Consider the following 16437-nt stretch of genomic DNA (forward strand, 5'->3'; position numbering starts at 1 on the left):
TCACCATGGGTGAATCCGTCGGCACGCTGCTCGAACTCGACGTCACCGGGATCGCCCACGGCGGCATCTCGGTGGCACGGCACGAAGGTCGGGTGGTCTTCGTCTCCGACGCGATCCCCGGGGAGCGCGTCGTCGCCCGGGTGACCGAGGACCGCAAGAAGTCGTTCTGGCGCGCCGACACGGTCAGCGTCGTCACGCCGAGCGAGCACCGCGTCGATCACGTCTGGCCGGAGGCCGCGCTCGAGCGTGACCCGGAGACGCGCCCGGGCGGTGCCGAGTTCGGCCACATCGCCCTCGCCCACCAGCGCACGCTCAAGCACGACGTCCTCGTCGACTCGTTCGCGCGGTTCGCACGGATGGACCTCGCCGAGGTGCTCGGTCACGACGTCGTCGTCGAGGCCGCGCCCGGTGACGACGCGGCGAACGGCCTCGGCTGGCGCACCCGCGTCCGGCTCCACGTCGACGAGCAGGGCACCGCCGGCCCGTTCGCGGCCCGCTCGCACTCGGTGATCCCGGTGACGAGCCTGCCGCTCGCGACGGCCGTCGTGCAGCAGAGCGCCCCGCTCGGCCGTGGTGCGCTCCCGGGCTCGTCGGTGATCGACGTCCTCGCGCCGAGCGGTTCCGAGGGGGCGCGGCTCGTCATCGACGACCAGAAGCCCACCGTCGTGACCGAGGTCGTGGGGGAGCGCACCTTCCAGGTCGACGACAACGGGTTCTGGCAGGTGCACCGCGCGGCGGCGTCCGTGCTGACCGAGGCCGTGCAGGACCTCGTGGACCGCGACCGCCTCGACCCCGAGGGCACCCACCTCGACCTCTACGGCGGCGTGGGCCTGCTGGCCGCCGCCCTCGGTGACCTGGTCGGCCCGAAGGCGCGCATCACGAGCGTCGAGAGCGCCGGCCGTGCCACCGAGCACGCGCAGGAGAACCTGTCCGAGTGGCTCGGTGCCCGCGCCGAGACCGGCCGGGTGGACCGCTGGTTGACGAACACGGTGGCGAACGCCTCGCGGGCCGAGAAGGACCGCTTCCGCGCCGGCACGATCGTGCTCGACCCGCCCCGCGCCGGTGCCGGCCGCGACGTCGTCGTGCAGATCGCAGCGCTGCAGCCGGAGCAGGTCGTCTACGTGGCGTGCGACCCGGTGGCGCTGGCGCGCGACGTCGCGACCTTCGCCGACCTCGGGTACCGGCTCGAGGCACTGCGCGCCTTCGACCTGTTCCCGCACACCCACCACCTGGAAGCCGTCGCACGCCTGGTCCCCACCCGCTGAGGTCCGGGGCGCGGCCCGGGTGCGACCGGGGCGGGTCCGGCCGCCGCTCCTTGCGTGTCGGGGTGTCCACCAATCGGCGGACCGGCCAGCGTGGCGCAGCCCAGAAGCCCCGCACCTGAGTCCGGGCTGGGTATCCTGGGTCGTTGATGGCACTCCGGTTTCAGGGGCCGGCGTCGCGCATCGGAACGAGAGGCCACTGTGGCAGCAGGAACGACAACCACCAGCACCGAGACGTCAGGAGCGGCCACCAGGCCGGTCCGGGTCGCGATCGTCGACGACCACGAGTCCGTCCGGCTCGGGATCCAGGCGGCGTGCCAGAACGAGGGGTTCGAGGTGGTGCTCACCGCCGCCAGCGTCCCCGAGTACGTCCAGAACCTCGACGGGCGAGAGGTCGACGTCGTCGTCCTCGACCTGTCGCTCGGTGACGGATCGACCGTGACCGAGAACGTCAAGGGCGTGCAGGGGACCGGATCAGCGGTGCTCGTGCACTCCATCGCGGACCGCGTCGCCAACGTGCGTGAGGCGCTCGCAGCAGGGGCTGCCGGCGTCATCCCGAAGTCCTCCGCCACCAAGACCGTGATGGCCGCGGTCGCCACCGTCGCCCGCGGTGACGTGCTCAACAACCTCGAGTGGGCGAGTGCCATCGACGCCGACCGCGACTTCGCGAAGGCGCAGCTCGGCCGCCGGGAGCGCGAGATCCTGCACCTGTACGCGTCGGGACTCCCGCTCAAGCTCGCCGCCCAGCAGCTCGGCATCGGGTACTCGACGGCTCGTGAGTACCTCGACCGGATCCGCGTGAAGTACGTCGAGGTCGGTCGTCCGGCCCCGACGAAGGTCGACCTGCTGCGTCGAGCCGTCGAGGACGGGATCCTCCCCGGGCTCGACTCGGGCATCGACCCCGACGGCGACGGTCGCTGACACGGATGGCGACCGCGGCTGAGCCGGCGCGGACGGTCGTCGAACCGGCGCCGTTCGGGGCCGATCCGGCGCGCAGCGTCCGTGCCTCGATCACGCAGGCGTCGGTGGAGCGCGCGTTCGCGATCCTCCTCGCGATGGCCGCGGTCGGACTCGGCATCGTCGACGCACCCGCGGTCCTGGAGCAGCTGCCCTACCTCGATCCGTTCTGGGGTCCGGCGGTGACGCTCGCACTCGCGGCGTCGTTCGTGTTCGTCGGCGTCTCGGCCTTCGTGCAGCGGGTGGCCCAGATGGCGCAGATCGTGTGCGCCCTCCTGTTCCTCGTCGCGATCGTGACGTGGCCGGCGACCGTGCAGGAGCCGATCCCGTCGTCGCAGCAGCCGTGGCCGTGGTGGTTCTGCACGGTGGGGTGCACGGCGGCGGCGATGGGCTTCGCGACGTGGCGCGCGACGGTCTACACGGCGCTCGTACCGGCGGTGTACGTCGTCGTCCGGCTCAGCCCGGTCGGCGGCGGCGTCGGGGTCCTCCCCGCCCTGCTCGACGGCGTGTACACGGCGCTGCTCAGTGGTGCGGTGCTCGTCATCGCGGTGGTGCTGCGCCGGGCAGCCACTGCGGTCGACACGGCGCAGTCCACGGCGGTGCGCCGGTACTCGCTCGCCATCCGGGAGCACGCCACCGAGGTCGAACGGGTCCAGGTGGACGCCATCGTGCACGACAGCGTGCTCACGACGCTGCTCTCCGCCGCCCGTGCCGACACGCTCGAGGCCAAGACCCTCGCCGCGCGGATGGCCCGGAACGCGATCGACCACCTCGAGGCCGCGGCCACCGACGGCCCGGGCGAGGTCGCACCGGTCACCCTCGGCGAACTCCGGGCCCGCATCCGTGAGGGCGTGGGCGCACTGACCGCACCGGTCCGCCTCGTGCCGACACCGACGGGCTCGGTCCGCCTGCCCGCGTCCGTCGCCGATGCACTGGCCTCGGCGGCGCTGCAGGCCGCGGTGAACAGCGTGCAGCACGCCGGTGACGGCGAGGTCTCCCGCTGGGTCCGCATCGAGCAGCAGGGGCAGGGCGTGCTCGTCGAGGTCGGTGACGACGGCCGCGGGTTCGACGTCGCGGCGATCCCCGCCGAGCGGCTCGGCGTCCGGCGCTCCATCGTCGAGCGGGTCGCCACCGTCGACGGACGCGCCGAGGTGCACACCGCCCCCGGCGAGGGCACCCGCATCGTGCTGACGTGGTCCCCGGTTGCGAGGGCGACGGCATGAGGGTCTCCCTGCCGGCGAGCATCGCCCTCGGCCTTGCGTCGCTGTTCTCGCTGTACCACCTGGTGCTCGCCGCCGCCACACTCCCGCGCGCCGACCAGGTCGCCCCGATCATCGCGTGCATGGTCCTGTACGCCGCCGCCACCGTGCTCGCGTTGTTCGTCCCCGGGAAGGTCCTGCCGGTGTGGACGGCCTGCTTCTCCCTCGCCACCGCCGTCGTGATGCCGGTGATCGCCGCGCCCGTCGTCGTCGAGGACGACGGCCCGGGCTCCGCCACGTGGTGGATCGCGGCCATCGGCACGCTCATGGTGGTGCTCGTCGTGCGCGGTCGGGGTCCCTTCGCGTGGGCCGGCGTGCTGTTCCTGACCGTGTACACCGTCGCCTGGGCCGGCCTCGGCGCACTCGGTGGGCTCGGCGTGGTCGGCAGCGTGGCCTGGGTCGCGATCGCCACGGTCTTCGCCGGCGCGATGAGCCGCGCCACCCGGAACACGCGCGAACTCGTCCTCGCCGAGCAGGAGACCGCCGACTGGCAGGCCGCGCAGGACGCCCACGTGTTCGAGCGGCAGTTCCGGTTGAGCCAGACCACCCGGATGGCCCTGCCGATGCTGCAGCGCATCATCGACTCCTGCGGTGACCTCGACGAGGCCGACCGCGCCGAGTGCCTGCACCTCGAGCAGGCCATCCGCGACGAGATCCGCGGCCGCTCGCTGCTGTCCGACGACGTCCGCGACGAGGTCATGCGCCTGCGGCGCCGCGGCGCCACGGTCCAGCTGCACGACGACGGCGGGCTCGACGACCTGGACGCCCCGGACATCCGCCGCATCCATGCGCGGGTCGCGGAGGCGCTCCGACAGGCCCGCGACGCTGACAACGTCATCGTCCGGACCGTGGGCGAGGGATCGGACTCCGCGGTCACGGTCGTCGGGCTCCGCCTCGACGGGGCGGCGAGCGAGTCCGCGGCGCTCGGTGCGGGGCTGGACGACGACGACGGTGACGAGGACGACTCCGTCGCGCTCTGGCTCGAGATCCCGCGGCACGAGTCCGCGTAGCACGCGGCACGCGCTGAGCGCGGCACGCACGTGCCGCCGACGGCGCTGCCGACGATCATGGTGCGCCTGGCGTGTGGGCGGCGGTGGACGCGATGGGGGACAGCCGGGAGGCCCGTGGCGGTCCGGCCCCGGGCCTCCCGGCCGTCACGTGGTCGCGCCGGGCTGGCGCGGGCACGGAGGCGACCATGTCGCTGTCGTACGACGTCGACGGTGTCGCTCTGACGCGAGCGCACCTGTTGCGCGGGCACGGAAGCGACGATGTCGCTGTCGTACGACGTCGACGGTGTCGTTCCGCATCAGCCTCGGTATCGGGCTCGACAGCCGCTCCAGCACCCGCCCACAGACGCCACACACCCCGGAAACGGGGAACGGGCCGGTCGGATACCGACCGGCCCGTTCACGACCCGAGGCTGAGCGACAACCCGAATGTCGCCCTGCCTCGCAGCGGACGGTGGCTTCGTACCCTAGTCGGCCACCGACCTGCGATGTCTTTCATCGAAGGACACCGAACACCAACTACTATGCCCACGCACGAGCTGGATGTCAGTCGTCATTATGGGGGACAATTCCGGCATTTCCGGACCACCCCGGCAGATCGTGTCCCCCGAGTGAGGGGATACCGACCGGGAAGTGCGCCCTGCAACCGCTCCCGGCTGCCCGCGCACCAGGGGTACATCAGCGGAGCGATCGGCCCCAGGCGCCCGGTCCGGTCTCGAGCGGGCGGCGCAGTCCGCGGGCCGCGGCGTCCCACCCGGTGCGGGGCTCGACGACCACGGCGGCGCGTCCGGCGGCTGCGGCCTCGTCGGCCTGGCGCTGCAGGACGGCCACGACGGCGGCGAGTTCCTCGGGCGACGGGTCGCCGGAGACCACCCGGACGTCGGCCACCGAGGCGGGCTCGTCCGAGGGTACGGCTGCTGCGTGGCGACCCATCAGAGGGGGATGTTCCCGTGCTTCTTCGGGGGCAGCGTTGCACGCTTGCCCCGCAGCGACCGGAGGGCCTTGATGACCGACACGCGGGTGGCGTGCGGCTGGATGATGCCGTCGAGCTCACCGCGCTCCGCCGCCAGGTACGGCGACGCGACGTTGTACGTGTACTCGTTCGCGAGCTTCGTTCGGACCGCGGCGACGTCCTCACCGGACTCCTCGGCGCGCTTGATCTCGGCGCGGTACAGGATGTTCACGGCGCCCTGACCGCCCATGACGGCGATCTCTGCGGTCGGCCAGGCCAGGTTGATGTCGGCGCCGAGCTGCTTCGAGCCCATCACGATGTACGCGCCGCCGTAGGCCTTGCGGGTGATGACGGTGACGAGCGGGACGGTGGCCTCGGCGTAGGCGTACAGCAGCTTCGCGCCGCGGCGGATGACACCGGTCCACTCCTGGTCGGTGCCGGGCAGGTAGCCGGGCACGTCCACCAGGGTCAGGATCGGGATGCCGAACGCGTCGCAGAACCGGACGAAGCGTGCGGCTTTCTCACCGGCGTCGATGTTCAGCGTGCCGGCCATCGCCTGCGGCTGGTTCGCGATGATGCCGACCGTGCGGCCCTCGACCCGGCCGAAGCCGATCAGGATGTTCGGCGCGAAGAGCGGCTGGACCTCGAGGAACTCACCGTCGTCGACGATGTGGTCGATGATCGTGGTGACGTCGTACGGCTGGTTCGTCGAGTCCGGGATCACGAGGTCGAGCTCGTGGTCGGCGTCGGTGGTCTCGAGCTCGGGAGCGACGTCGTACGCCGGCGGGTCGGACAGGTTGTTGTCCGGCAGGAACCCGATGAGCGAGCGCGCGTAGTCGAGCGCGTCGGTCTCGTCCTCGGCCAGGTAGTGCGCCACGCCCGAGACCGCGTTGTGGGTCTGGGCGCCGCCGAGCTCCTCGAAGCCGACGTCCTCGCCCGTGACCGTCTTGATGACGTCCGGACCGGTGACGAACATGTGGCTCGTCTTGTCGACCATGATCACGAAGTCGGTGAGGGCGGGGGAGTACACCGCACCGCCGGCCGCCGGGCCCATCACGATGGAGAGCTGCGGGATGACGCCGGAGGCCTGCGTGTTCAGGCGGAAGATCTCGCCGTACTTGCCGAGCGCGACGACGCCTTCCTGGATGCGCGCACCGCCGGAGTCGAGGATGCCGATGATCGGCACGCCCGTCTTCAGCGCGTGCTGCATGACCTTGATGATCTTCTCGCCCGCGACCTCGCCGAGCGACCCACCGAAGACCGTGAAGTCCTGCGCGTACACGGCGACGTTCCGGCCGTGGATCGTGCCCACGCCGGTGACGACCGCGTCACCGTAGGGGCGCTTGGCGTCCATGCCGAACGAGGTGGTGCGGTGCCGGACGAACTCGTCGAACTCCACGAAGGAGTTCGCGTCGAGCAGCTGCTCGATGCGTTCCCGCGCGGTGCCCTTGCCCTTCGCGTGCTGCTTGGCGATGGCGGATTCGCCCGCGGCGGTCACGGCCTCGTGGTACCGGTCGCGGAGGTCGGCCAGCCGGCCGGCCGTCGTCGACAGATCGGGGGTGTCTCCTGAAGTCACCCGCTCACCCTACCGGCGGTCGGGACGGGGTCGGTTGGAGGACCCCCACGGTTCCTGCCCGTACATTTGCGTGCATGTCCACAGCCCCGTCACCGTCGTTCCCCGCCACCAGCGAGGCAGTCCGGTCGGCGGGCGCGACGATCACCACCCCCGCCGAGACCGGGTCCACCAACGCGGACCTGCTCGCCGCCGCCGCCGAGCAACAGCACGGCAGCGTCGTCGCGACCCTGCACCAGACCGCGGGGCGGGGCCGCCTCGACCGCACCTGGACCGCACCGGTCGGTGAGACGCTCGCCGCCAGCGTGCTCGTCCGCGCCGACCTGGACGACCACGACCGCGGCTGGCTGCCCCTGGTCGCCGGCGCGGCGATGCGCGACGCGATCGCGTCGGTGCTCCCCGCCGGCGCGGACGTCGTGGTGAAGTGGCCGAACGACGTGCAGGTCGCCGGGGACAAGGTGTGCGGGATCCTCTGCCAGGTCGCCCCCGACGGCAGCGTCGTCGTCGGCGCCGGCGTGAACCTCACGATCCCGGCCGACCGGCTGCCCACCCCGACGTCCACCTCGCTCCTGCTCGCCGGCGCGGTCGACGACGCACCCGCCCTGGCCGACGCGGTCCTGTCCGCCTTCCTGCGGTCCGTCCTGGAGGCGGTGGCCGGCCTGGTCACGGGTGGTCCCGCCGCCGAGACGGTCCGGTCCCACGTCCGTGCCGCGTGCGGCACGGTCGGTCGCCGCATCCGCCTCGAGCTGCCGGACGGCTCGGTCGAGGAGGCCGACGCCACCGGCATCGACGACGCCGGCCGCATCACGATCCGGGACCGAGCGGGCGTCAGCAGGGGCGTCGCGGTGGGGGACGTCACCCACCTGCGGTATGCATGACGGCATGACCGCCGAGCCCCCGCCCGAACGTGTCGTCGCGCGCCTGCGACCGCACGCCCGTCGGCTGGTGCGTCCGGCGGTGTTCGTCGTGCTCGTCACCGCGGCCGGCGGCTTCGGCTTCGGGGTGTTCCAGGCGCAGCTGGCGTGGTTGAACGCGGTCGTCGCGCTCGTCGTCGTGGTCCTCGTCGTGTTCGGCGGTGCCGTGCCGTTGTTCCGCTGGATGTCGGAGCGGTACGTCGTCACCACACGGCGCCTGGTCGTGGTCAACGGCCTCGGCACCCGGACCCGGCGTGAGCTCCTGCACTCCCGCGGCTACGACGTCACGGTGCGGCGCCGCGGCCTGCAGGGGCTGTTCCGCTCCGGTGACGTGCTCGTGTTCCCCGGGGACGACCCCGCTGTGGTCCTCGCCGACGTGCCGCACGCCGACCTCGTCGTCGCCGTCCTGCACGACCTGGTGGAGGCGTACGAGGCCAGGCGACGCCATCGTGAGCCGGACTGGGACGAGATCGTCGGCGGTCCCGACCGTCCGCCGTGGGGCGACGTGCGGGCCTGACCCGGCCACTCCGAGCGGCGCCGTGGGCGTCGCTGCGGGCGCCGTGATGAGACTTCGGCGAGAAACCGGTACCTTCTTCGACGTGCGTATCTCTGTGATCGGCTGCGGCTACCTCGGTGCCGTGCACGCCGCCTCCATGGCCAAACTCGGACACGAGGTCGTCGCCGTGGACGTCGACCCCACCAAGATCGAGCGGCTCGCCGCGGGCGAGGCCCCCTTCTTCGAGCCCGGCCTGCCCGAGATCCTGACCGAGGCGCTCGAGTCCGGTCGGATCCGCTTCACCACCGACATGGCCGAGGTCGCCGGTGCCCGCGTGCACTTCCTCGCCGTCGGCACCCCGCAGGGCCCCACCGGTGCCGCGGACCTGACGTACGTGAACGCCGCCGTCGCCGCGCTCACCCCGCACCTGACCGCGGGCGAGTTCGTCGTGGGCAAGTCGACCGTGCCCGTCGGCACCGCCGCGCGCCTGGCCGCCGAGGTCAGCGAGGCCGTCCCCGGCGCGACGCTCGTCTGGAACCCCGAGTTCCTGCGTGAGGGCTTCGCCGTGCAGGACACCATCGCGCCGGACCGCTTCGTCTACGGCGTGCCGGACGGCGAGGCGGGCGAACAGGCCGTCGCCGCCCTCGACGAGGTCTACGCCGAGGCGCTGTCCACCGGCACGCCCCGACTCGTCGTCAACCTGCCCACCGCCGAGCTCGTGAAGATCAGCGCCAACGCGTTCCTCGCCACGAAGATCTCGTTCATCAACTCGATGGCCGAGATCGCCGAGGTCGCCGGAGCCGACGTCACCGCGCTCGCCGACGCCATCGGCCACGACGCCCGCATCGGCCGCAAGTTCCTGAACGCCGGCCTCGGCTTCGGCGGCGGCTGCCTGCCGAAGGACATCCGTGCCTTCCAGGCGCGCGCGAACGAGCTGGGCGTCGGGGAGTCCCTGGCGTTCCTCGCCGACGTCGACGCCACCAACCTGCGTCGTCGTGCGCACGTCGTCGAACTGGCGCAGGAGCTGCTCGGCGGGGTCGTCAGCGGCAAGCGCGTCGCGGTGCTCGGCCTGGCGTTCAAGCCGAACTCCGACGACGTCCGCGACTCGCCGGCCCTCGACATCGCGGCTCGCCTGCACGAGCTCGGCGCCGTCGTCTCGGCGTACGACCCCGAGGCCGTCGTCACCGCGCGCCGCGTGCACCCCGAGCTCGACTACGTCGAGAGCGCGGCCGAGGCGCTGGGCGGGGCCGAGCTGGTGCTCGTGCTCACCGAGTGGACCGAGTTCCGCGAGCTCGACGCGACGGCCGCCGCCGCACTCGTGGCGTCGCCGGTCGTCATCGACGGCCGCAACTGCCTCGACCGTGACGCGTGGACTGCCGCCGGCTTCACCTACCGCGGCATGGGGCGCTGACGTCGCCTGACGTGCAGCAGCACACCCCGCGCTCCGACCGCATCCACGCTCTGCTCACCGCGGGGCTCCGGGGCCGGGAATGGGCGACACCGGTCGTCCTCGCTGCCATGCTGCTCGTCCTGACGGCCTCGGTCGCGCGGACCTTCTCGTCGATGCCGCTCGCGAGCGTCGACGAGTCCGCACACGTCGACTACGTGCTGCGGGTGTGGCACGGCCAGCTGCCGGTGCTCCTGGACGGCATCCGGTTCCGACCGGGGTTCGGTGGGACGCCGCCGGTGCAGTGGGTCGCACAGCACCCGCCGCTGTACTACGTGCTGCTCGCCCCGGTGATCGGGCCGCTCGTCGACGCGGGGCACCCCGTGCAGGCGGTCGTGTTCGGCCGGCTCTGCAACGCGGTGTTCGCCGCAGCCGTCGTACCGAGTGCGGCGTGGGCGGCCTCCCGCTGCTTCCCGGGCGTGGTGCGGCTGCCCGGGACCGTCGCCGTCGTCACCGCGTCGACGAGCGTCCTCGTGGTGCAGGGCGGCGTCGTCTACAACGACTCCCTCGCCGCGTTGACGTGCGCGCTCGCGTGCGGTGTGGCCGGCGCAGCACTCCGGTCCGGCGTCGGTCCGGGGCTCGCGGTCGGGGGAGCACTCATCGCCGCCGCCGGCACCACCACACGGCTCACCTTCGCGCTCTGGCTCGTCGCGATGGTCGTCGCGTTCGCGCTGGCCCGGACGGTGCGGCTCGGACGCCTGCACGGTCTCGCCGCCCGGGCCCTGGTGGCCGCGGTGCCCCTCGCCGCCGCGGCCGCCGCGTCCGGGTGGTTCTGGCTGCGCAACCAGGCCCTGACCGGTTCGTTCAGCGGCCGGCCCACCGCGTGGCCCGGGTACACGCCCCGCCCGCACTGGTCCGAGGTCGAGATCGTCTCGATGCTCGGGTTCTGGCGCCAGCTGTTCGCGCTCTTCCGGGGTGCGCTGCCCATCGCGTCGCCGCTGCCGTGGGTGCTGCTGCTGCTCCCGGTGCTGCTGTTCGTCGCGGCCCTGGTGGCGCGTCGCCTCCGGCCCCGGGGTCCGGCCGACGAGGACCGGTGGCCGCGCCGGCTCGTCGTCGCGATGCTGGTCGTCGTGACCCTGCTGTTCGTCGTCGTCGAGATCCGCTACGCGGCCGGCGGCGGCGCGCCGCTCAACCGCTACACGCTCACCGTCCTGGTGCCGATCGCCCTCGCGATGGCGGCGGGGTTCCTCGCCTGGGGACGGATCGGCACGTGGACGGCGCTGGCCTGGGCCGTGGCGGCGTTCGTGCCGACCTGGTCGCTGTTCGACGCAGCCGGGTCGGAACTCGTCGGACACTCCGGCACGGTCGTCGTGCTGGCCTCGGTGGCCGCGGCGGTGTGCGCCGCCGCCACCGTGGTGCTCTACGCGATCGCCGCGCGCAGCACCGCCCGGTAGCGCTCGCCGATCCGCTCCGTCGAGAACTCGGCTGCCGAGACGACGGCCTGCTCCTGGTAACGGGACCGTGCCGCGTCGTCGGTGAGCACGCGCTGCAGTGCCGCGCGGAGCGCCGGGACGTCGCCCGGGGGCACGAGCACGCCCGACACGTCGTCCTGCACGACGTCGCGGATGCCCGGCAGGTCGCTCGCCACGATCGCGGCACCGACCGCCGCGGCCTCGAGCAGGGTGACCGGCAGGCCCTCCTGGTCGCCGTTCGCAGCGGGGATGGACGGTACCGCGACGACCGTGGCCGACGCCAGGGTCTCGAGCACCTCGCTGCGACCGCGCTGCCCCAGGAACGTCACCGGCAGACCCGCTGCCTGCTGCTCGAGCTGCGCGCGGTACGGGCCGTCGCCGACGACGGTGAGCCGCCACGGGACGTCGGCGCCGAGTCCCCGGAGCGCCTCGATCAGGTTGCCGAAGCCCTTCTTCTCGACGAGCCGGCCGACGGCGACCACGTGGTGCTCCTGCGGCGCGACGCGGGCGCGGGTGTCGCGGGCGGGGCCCAGGTCGACCCCCATCGGGATCACGGTGGACCGTGACTCCGGGACGCCCCACTCGGTCAGGCGGTCGCGCATCTCGGAGTTCACGGTGGTGACGTGCGCCGAGCGACCGAAGATCCAGCGCTTGAGCCGGACCAGGGGAGCCGCACGGAGGGCGTAGATGTCACCGCCGTGCGTCGTCACGACGACGGGCACCCCGGGGGCGGCCAGGGTCGCGACGAGGGCCTGCGGGATCGCCCAGTGGGCGTGGATGACGTCCGGTTTCGCGGAGCGCACCAGGCGACGGACGGCCAGGTACTGCGCGAGCACCAGCGCGGGGACCTGCACGACCCGGGAGCGACGCTCCTTGAGGTTGTCGAGGATCGCACCGTCGGCGAGGTCCTCGAACCGGCGCGGGAAGTACGGGTAGCGGCGCACCGCGACCTCGCCGATGCGCTCCTTCGCGGCGCCGCCCGGCACGCGGGGGGTGAGCACGAGGGTGTCGAACTCGGTCGCCTCCTGGTGGGCGAGGTCGAGCACGAACGCCGGCACGCCGTCGTCCGGACGGGCCGGGAACGTCGAGCCCAGGACGAGCAGGCGGGGGCGGTCCGGGTGGGAGCGGGCGGAGCGAGTGGTGCGGGACATCGTGCCTTTCCGGGGGTGGCGGGGGACGGTCCGGTAGGCTCTCACCCCGTGCGCGTACTGATCCACAATAGCGATTCGCCCCACAACCGCGGGGACCGGGCGATCCTCGCCGGCAACGTCGAGCTCGTCCGTCGCCGGTGGCCCGACGCCGAGATCGTCTCCCTGTCCCAGTACCCCGAGCGGGACGCCGCGTGGTTCGGGATCCGGTTCCTGCCGGTCTCCCCGTACAGCACCGGCATCGGGGACCTCTTCGCCCTGCTCCGTGCGGCCCGTGGTGCCGACGTGGTGCTCTGGGGTGGCGGCGAGATCCTGAAGGACTACACGAACAAGCTCGGCCTCGTGTACTGGTTCGGCAAGATGCTGCTCGTCCGTGTGGTCAACAAGAACCTCGTCGGGGCCTTCCAGGGCATCGGCCCGACCACCGCCGGCATCAGCAAGCGCCTGATCCGCGCCACCGTCGACCTGTGCAGCGCGTTCGCCGTCCGTGACGACGAGTCCCGCGACAAGCTCCTGTCCTGGGGCGTGACGACACCGATCGTCTCGTCCTTCGACCCCGCGGTCGTCGGGACGGTCACCGCTCCGGACGCCGACGTGCTCGAGCGGCTCGAGCGCACCACCGGTCTGACCGCCGAGCGGCTCGAGGGCTCGATCGGCTTCGGCGTCCGGCGCTGGTTCCACTACAAGCGCAGCGGCTGGATCCCGTTCCGGTTCCTGCCGAAGCGCTTCCGCCAGACCGGCGTCGACAGCGACAAGCTCGTGACCTACCGACAGGCCGTCGCCGACCTCGCCGACCGCGTCATCGACCGTTGGGACGCCGACGTCGTGTTCTACCCGATGCACATGGAGGCATCCGAGGGCGACGCCGCGTTCGCCCGCGAGGTCATCGCCCTGATGCGGCACGCCGACCGCACCCACGTGGTCGAGGCCGACGAGTTCTCGCCGTCCGAGTACGCCGGGCTGATGTCCCGCAGCCGCCTCTTCCTGGCGAGCCGCCTGCACTCCGCGATCGTCGCGACCATCGCCGGGGTCCCCGCCGCTGTGTTGTACTACGTCGACAAGGGCCGGCTGTTCTTCGAGCAGATGGGCCAGCAGGCGTACTCGAAGCCGATCGAGGCGGCGCTCGAACCCACGTTCGTCGACGACGTCACGGCGCAGCTCGAGGCGCTCGACGCGAACCGCGACGCGGTCCGCACGCAGCTCGCCGAGGGCGTGGCCCGCATGGCCACCGCCCTCGACGCCGACTTCGCCGAGGCGACGCGCGACGTCCGCTGACGTCGTCCGCTGCACGACGGGCGCGATCGTGCGCCCGTGACGGACGGGAGGCCCGTGGCGACACCGCCACGGGCCTCCCGTCCGTCGTCAGCCTGGTGTGGCTGGCGCCATCGGTCGGGCCGTCGTCGCCTGGTGCGGCGTTGACCGCTCGGTGCGCGCTCGCAAGCGCGCACCGAGCGGTCAACCTCGCACGGGGCGTCAGCTCGTCCGGGAGGCGAAGCGCTTCAGGTACGTGATGTCGTTGCGGTAGACGTCCTGGTCACCGGGGAGCGTGCCGCTGGCCGCCCACTGCCAGAACGTCCACTTCGACCAGCTGCGCCCGAGGGTGCCGGGCGAGGTGAAGTTCTTCACCGGGTAGATCGCGACGAACAACGGGTTCTTCGAGAACTGGTTGCTGTTGTTCGTGCAGCGCTTCCACCAGTCGGTCGTGGTGTAGATCGCGGGGTACCGACCCGTCTTGGCGACGACGGTCCTGTTGAAGTCCTTGATCCAGCTGCGCATCGACGACCACGACTTGCCGTAGCAGGTGCCCTGGGCGGCGCTGCCGTACTCGATGTCGAGCAGCGGCGGCAGGGTCTTGCCGTCCTTGCTCCACTGGCCGCCGTGGGCGAAGAAGTAGTTCGCGGTCGCGGCGCCGCTGGCCTGGCTCGGCTGGGCGTAGACGTAGCCGCCTCGGTACAGGTTGCGCTGCTTCGCCGTGGCGTACTGCTGCTTGTAGGTGGAGCTGACGTACGAGGTGCCCTCGGTGGCCTTGACGTACACGAACCGGGCGCCGTTGCGGTACGCCTGCAGGAAGTTGACGCTCGGCTGCCACGCGCTGATGTCGAAGCCCTGCACCCGGCCGGGGGGCGGCCCGCCGGCAGCGGCGGCAGCGGCTGACGAGCTGAGGGCCTGCGCGCTGACCCCGCCGCCCGAGGACACGTCAGGGGAGGCGGTGGTCACGTGGGACTCGCCGGCGTGGGCGGCGATGCCGGCGCCCATGGTGTGGTTGCCGGTGCGGTCCATCTCGGCGATGGAGAGCTGCTGGGCGGCGGCGGGCGCTGCGGCGTCCGGGGCTGGTGCCGGCGTCGCCGCGGGCGTCGGCGTGCTCGCGGCGGGCGTGGGTGCCGGCGTCGCGGTGGTCGGGCCGGTCGTGGTCGTGGTCACGCCGACCGCCGGGCCACTGCCGAAGGTGATGGCCCCGGCGACGACGGCAGCGGTGCCGAGCCCGAGGAGCCTGCTGATCGGTGCGCGCATGTGGTCTCGTCTTCCCTGTCGAGATGCCGTGGGGCCTGATCTCCCACGCCGCGGTCCGAGCGATGCTACCTGGCCTCGGCGGCACATGTCCGTCCGACGCACACCCGACGGCCCCGGCGGAGGGGGGGGCTAGCGGGTCGTGCGCGTGTCCTCGGTGTCGTCGGTCTCGACTTCTGGCAGTCGGCCGCGGGACGAGACCTCGCGGGTCGCGTGCTTCTGGCGACGGTTCAGGAAGTTGCGCTCCACCAGCCACCAGAAGCCCACGCAGATCGCGAGCACGACGGGGATGACCACGAAGATCATCAGCAGGAACTGCCACTTCGGGTACAGCCCCATCGGCAGGAGCAGCAGGTTGCCGAGGCCGAGCAGCGGGCTGTGGAACAGGTACACCGAGTACGACACCAGGCCCAGGAGCACGAACGGCTTCCAGGCGAAGAACCGGGCGAGCCAGGTGTGCTGCCCCGTCACCGCCCGGCGTCCCATCCACGTCAGCAGGATGCCGGCGAAGATGCCGAGGACGACCTCGGACGGCCAGGTCTGGTGCTGCCAGTAGTCGCGGTTGCGGAAGAACACGAGGAGCATGCCGACGAACATCGCGGCGACGAACACCCCGCCCTGCCAGCGCGGGCCGCCGAGCTTCGAGGTGTTCAGCTTGCCGGTGAGGTGCTCGTCGCGGGCCTTCACCGTGAGCTCCGCGGCGAGCATGCCGACCGCGAAGAGCCCGACGAACCACGGGTGCATCCATGAGTAGCGGCTCTCGGAGCCCATCCACATGCCGATCAGGACGAGCGAGGACGCGGTGGCCCATCCGCCGAAGACCTTCCAGAGCGGCAGGATCAGCAGCGGCATGAGGAAGTAGATCTGCCACTCGACGGCGACCGTCCACATCGGGCCGTTGATCTTGCCGATGTACTGCGGGAAGAAGTCGTGCACCAGGAAGAAGTGCGTGAGGAACGTGCCCCAGCCCATCGGGAGCTTGGTGTCCCACTGCGTGCCGCCGGGCTGGCCCATCACCGGGACGAACAGGATGATGAGCGCGAAGACGACCAGTGACGCCCAGTACGGCGGGATGATCCGTCGGGCGCGGCGCCAGATGAACTTCCAGAAACCGCCGGGCAACCGGTAGCGGTCGAACCGGGTCACGACGGGCAGCATGAGCACGTAGCCGGACAGGACGATGAACAGCGGGACGCCGAGGTAGCCCCAGCCGATGAACGGTCGGAGCCACGGCAGCTCGGTCGGCCCCGTGCCGGTCGTCCCCGTGAAGAGGTACGCGTGGTAGAACACCACGGCGAGGGCAGCGAGCCCGCGGAGTCCGTCGAGGTACGGGAACTCGAGTCGGCCCCCGGCGCGGGGAGCGGCGGCCGTCGGTTCGGCTGCGGATTCGGCTGCGCGGGTTTCGGTGGCCAACGAACGTCCTCGAGGTGGTCGGAGCGGGGTCCCCGGCAGTCTCCCACACGCCGAGTGCGACCCGCGATCCGCCTCAGTGCGGTCCGACA

The 16437-nt window shown here is 72.2% G+C and carries 14 protein-coding genes; 9 read left to right on the forward strand and 5 right to left on the reverse strand.

Features of this window, described 5'->3' with window-relative positions:
• Nucleotides 1-5 precede the first annotated feature (5 nt).
• From KK097_RS02055 to KK097_RS02070, 4 genes are all read left to right on the forward strand, one after another.
• Nucleotides 6-1265 carry a class I SAM-dependent RNA methyltransferase gene (locus tag KK097_RS02055; protein ID WP_214543544.1) on the forward strand — a complete coding sequence of 420 codons (1260 nt, stop codon included), beginning with the start codon at nucleotides 6-8 and terminating at the stop codon, nucleotides 1263-1265.
• A 198-nt stretch (nucleotides 1266-1463) separates the two neighbouring features.
• Nucleotides 1464-2183 carry a response regulator transcription factor gene (locus KK097_RS02060; RefSeq protein ID WP_017888757.1) on the forward strand — a complete coding sequence of 240 codons (720 nt, stop codon included), beginning with the start codon at nucleotides 1464-1466 and terminating at the stop codon, nucleotides 2181-2183.
• 5 nt (nucleotides 2184-2188) lie between these two features.
• Entirely contained in the window at nucleotides 2189-3442 is a 1254-nt protein-coding gene (locus KK097_RS02065; RefSeq protein WP_214543545.1) for a sensor histidine kinase, read from the forward strand.
• Nucleotides 3439-4488 carry a DUF8320 family protein gene (locus KK097_RS02070; RefSeq protein ID WP_214543546.1) on the forward strand — a complete coding sequence of 350 codons (1050 nt, stop codon included), beginning with the start codon at nucleotides 3439-3441 and terminating at the stop codon, nucleotides 4486-4488. Before KK097_RS02065 ends, KK097_RS02070 begins: the two co-directional genes overlap by 4 nt.
• A 675-nt stretch (nucleotides 4489-5163) precedes the next feature.
• Here KK097_RS02070 and KK097_RS02075 read toward each other — a convergent pair.
• Both KK097_RS02075 and KK097_RS02080 read right to left on the reverse strand, forming a co-directional pair.
• Nucleotides 5164-5418 carry an acyl-CoA carboxylase subunit epsilon gene (locus tag KK097_RS02075; RefSeq protein WP_214528402.1) on the reverse strand — a complete coding sequence of 85 codons (255 nt, stop codon included), beginning with the start codon at nucleotides 5416-5418 and terminating at the stop codon, nucleotides 5164-5166.
• The gene (locus tag KK097_RS02080) at nucleotides 5418-7013 is read right to left on the reverse strand and encodes an acyl-CoA carboxylase subunit beta (protein ID WP_214528400.1); all 1596 of its coding nucleotides are present in this window, start codon (nucleotides 7011-7013) and stop codon (nucleotides 5418-5420) included. The genes KK097_RS02075 and KK097_RS02080 overlap by 1 nt, the downstream gene beginning before the upstream one ends.
• A gap of 74 nt (nucleotides 7014-7087) precedes the next feature.
• Between KK097_RS02080 and KK097_RS02085 the strand changes: the two genes are divergently transcribed.
• From KK097_RS02085 to KK097_RS02100, 4 genes are all read left to right on the forward strand, one after another.
• A complete protein-coding gene (locus KK097_RS02085; protein ID WP_214543547.1) occupies nucleotides 7088-7888 on the forward strand; it encodes a biotin--[acetyl-CoA-carboxylase] ligase in 801 nt (266 codons plus the stop codon).
• A 4-nt stretch (nucleotides 7889-7892) separates the two neighbouring features.
• Nucleotides 7893-8441, forward strand: a complete 549-nt coding sequence (locus KK097_RS02090) for a PH domain-containing protein (protein WP_071244247.1) — start codon at nucleotides 7893-7895, stop codon at nucleotides 8439-8441.
• An 82-nt stretch (nucleotides 8442-8523) separates the two neighbouring features.
• Nucleotides 8524-9831, forward strand: a complete 1308-nt coding sequence (locus tag KK097_RS02095) for a UDP-glucose dehydrogenase family protein (RefSeq protein ID WP_214528396.1) — start codon at nucleotides 8524-8526, stop codon at nucleotides 9829-9831.
• A gap of 11 nt (nucleotides 9832-9842) precedes the next feature.
• Nucleotides 9843-11261, forward strand: coding sequence for a hypothetical protein (locus tag KK097_RS02100; RefSeq protein ID WP_214543548.1), 1419 nt, complete (start codon nucleotides 9843-9845; stop codon nucleotides 11259-11261).
• On the opposite strand, the gene KK097_RS02105 is transcribed toward KK097_RS02100, so the two are convergent.
• Nucleotides 11228-12430, reverse strand: a complete 1203-nt coding sequence (locus KK097_RS02105; protein ID WP_214543549.1) for a glycosyltransferase — start codon at nucleotides 12428-12430, stop codon at nucleotides 11228-11230. The two genes, KK097_RS02100 and KK097_RS02105, sit on opposite strands and share 34 nt — an antisense overlap.
• Nucleotides 12431-12478: 48 nt before the next feature.
• Here KK097_RS02105 and KK097_RS02110 point away from each other — a divergent pair, with 48 nt between their 5' ends.
• Nucleotides 12479-13702: a polysaccharide pyruvyl transferase family protein gene (locus KK097_RS02110; protein ID WP_214543550.1), complete on the forward strand. Its 1224-nt coding sequence runs from the start codon at nucleotides 12479-12481 to the stop codon at nucleotides 13700-13702.
• 198 nt (nucleotides 13703-13900) lie between these two features.
• Here KK097_RS02110 and KK097_RS02115 read toward each other — a convergent pair whose 3' ends face one another.
• Nucleotides 13901-14938, reverse strand: coding sequence for a GH25 family lysozyme (locus KK097_RS02115; RefSeq protein ID WP_214543551.1), 1038 nt, complete (start codon nucleotides 14936-14938; stop codon nucleotides 13901-13903).
• A gap of 129 nt (nucleotides 14939-15067) precedes the next feature.
• A complete protein-coding gene (locus tag KK097_RS02120; RefSeq protein WP_214528389.1) occupies nucleotides 15068-16348 on the reverse strand; it encodes an acyltransferase family protein in 1281 nt (426 codons plus the stop codon).
• Nucleotides 16349-16437 lie beyond the last annotated feature (89 nt).

This window comes from Curtobacterium flaccumfaciens, assembly GCF_018598405.1.
GTDB lineage: Bacteria > Actinomycetota > Actinomycetes > Actinomycetales > Microbacteriaceae > Curtobacterium > Curtobacterium aurantiacum.

Excerpts from the sequence above, each read along its gene's own strand:
- KK097_RS02055 (WP_214543544.1), top strand. The coding sequence starts at position 6 with ATGGGTGAATCCGTCGGCACGCTGCTCGAACTCGACGTCACCGGGATC.
- KK097_RS02065 (WP_214543545.1), top strand. The coding sequence starts at position 2,189 with ATGGCGACCGCGGCTGAGCCGGCGCGGACGGTCGTCGAACCGGCGCCG.
- KK097_RS02070 (WP_214543546.1), top strand. The coding sequence starts at position 3,439 with ATGAGGGTCTCCCTGCCGGCGAGCATCGCCCTCGGCCTTGCGTCGCTG.
- KK097_RS02075 (WP_214528402.1), bottom strand. The coding sequence starts at position 5,418 with ATGGGTCGCCACGCAGCAGCCGTACCCTCGGACGAGCCCGCCTCGGTG.
- KK097_RS02085 (WP_214543547.1), top strand. The coding sequence starts at position 7,088 with ATGTCCACAGCCCCGTCACCGTCGTTCCCCGCCACCAGCGAGGCAGTC.
- KK097_RS02090 (WP_071244247.1), top strand. The coding sequence starts at position 7,893 with ATGACCGCCGAGCCCCCGCCCGAACGTGTCGTCGCGCGCCTGCGACCG.
- KK097_RS02105 (WP_214543549.1), bottom strand. The coding sequence starts at position 12,430 with ATGTCCCGCACCACTCGCTCCGCCCGCTCCCACCCGGACCGCCCCCGC.
- KK097_RS02115 (WP_214543551.1), bottom strand. The coding sequence starts at position 14,938 with ATGCGCGCACCGATCAGCAGGCTCCTCGGGCTCGGCACCGCTGCCGTC.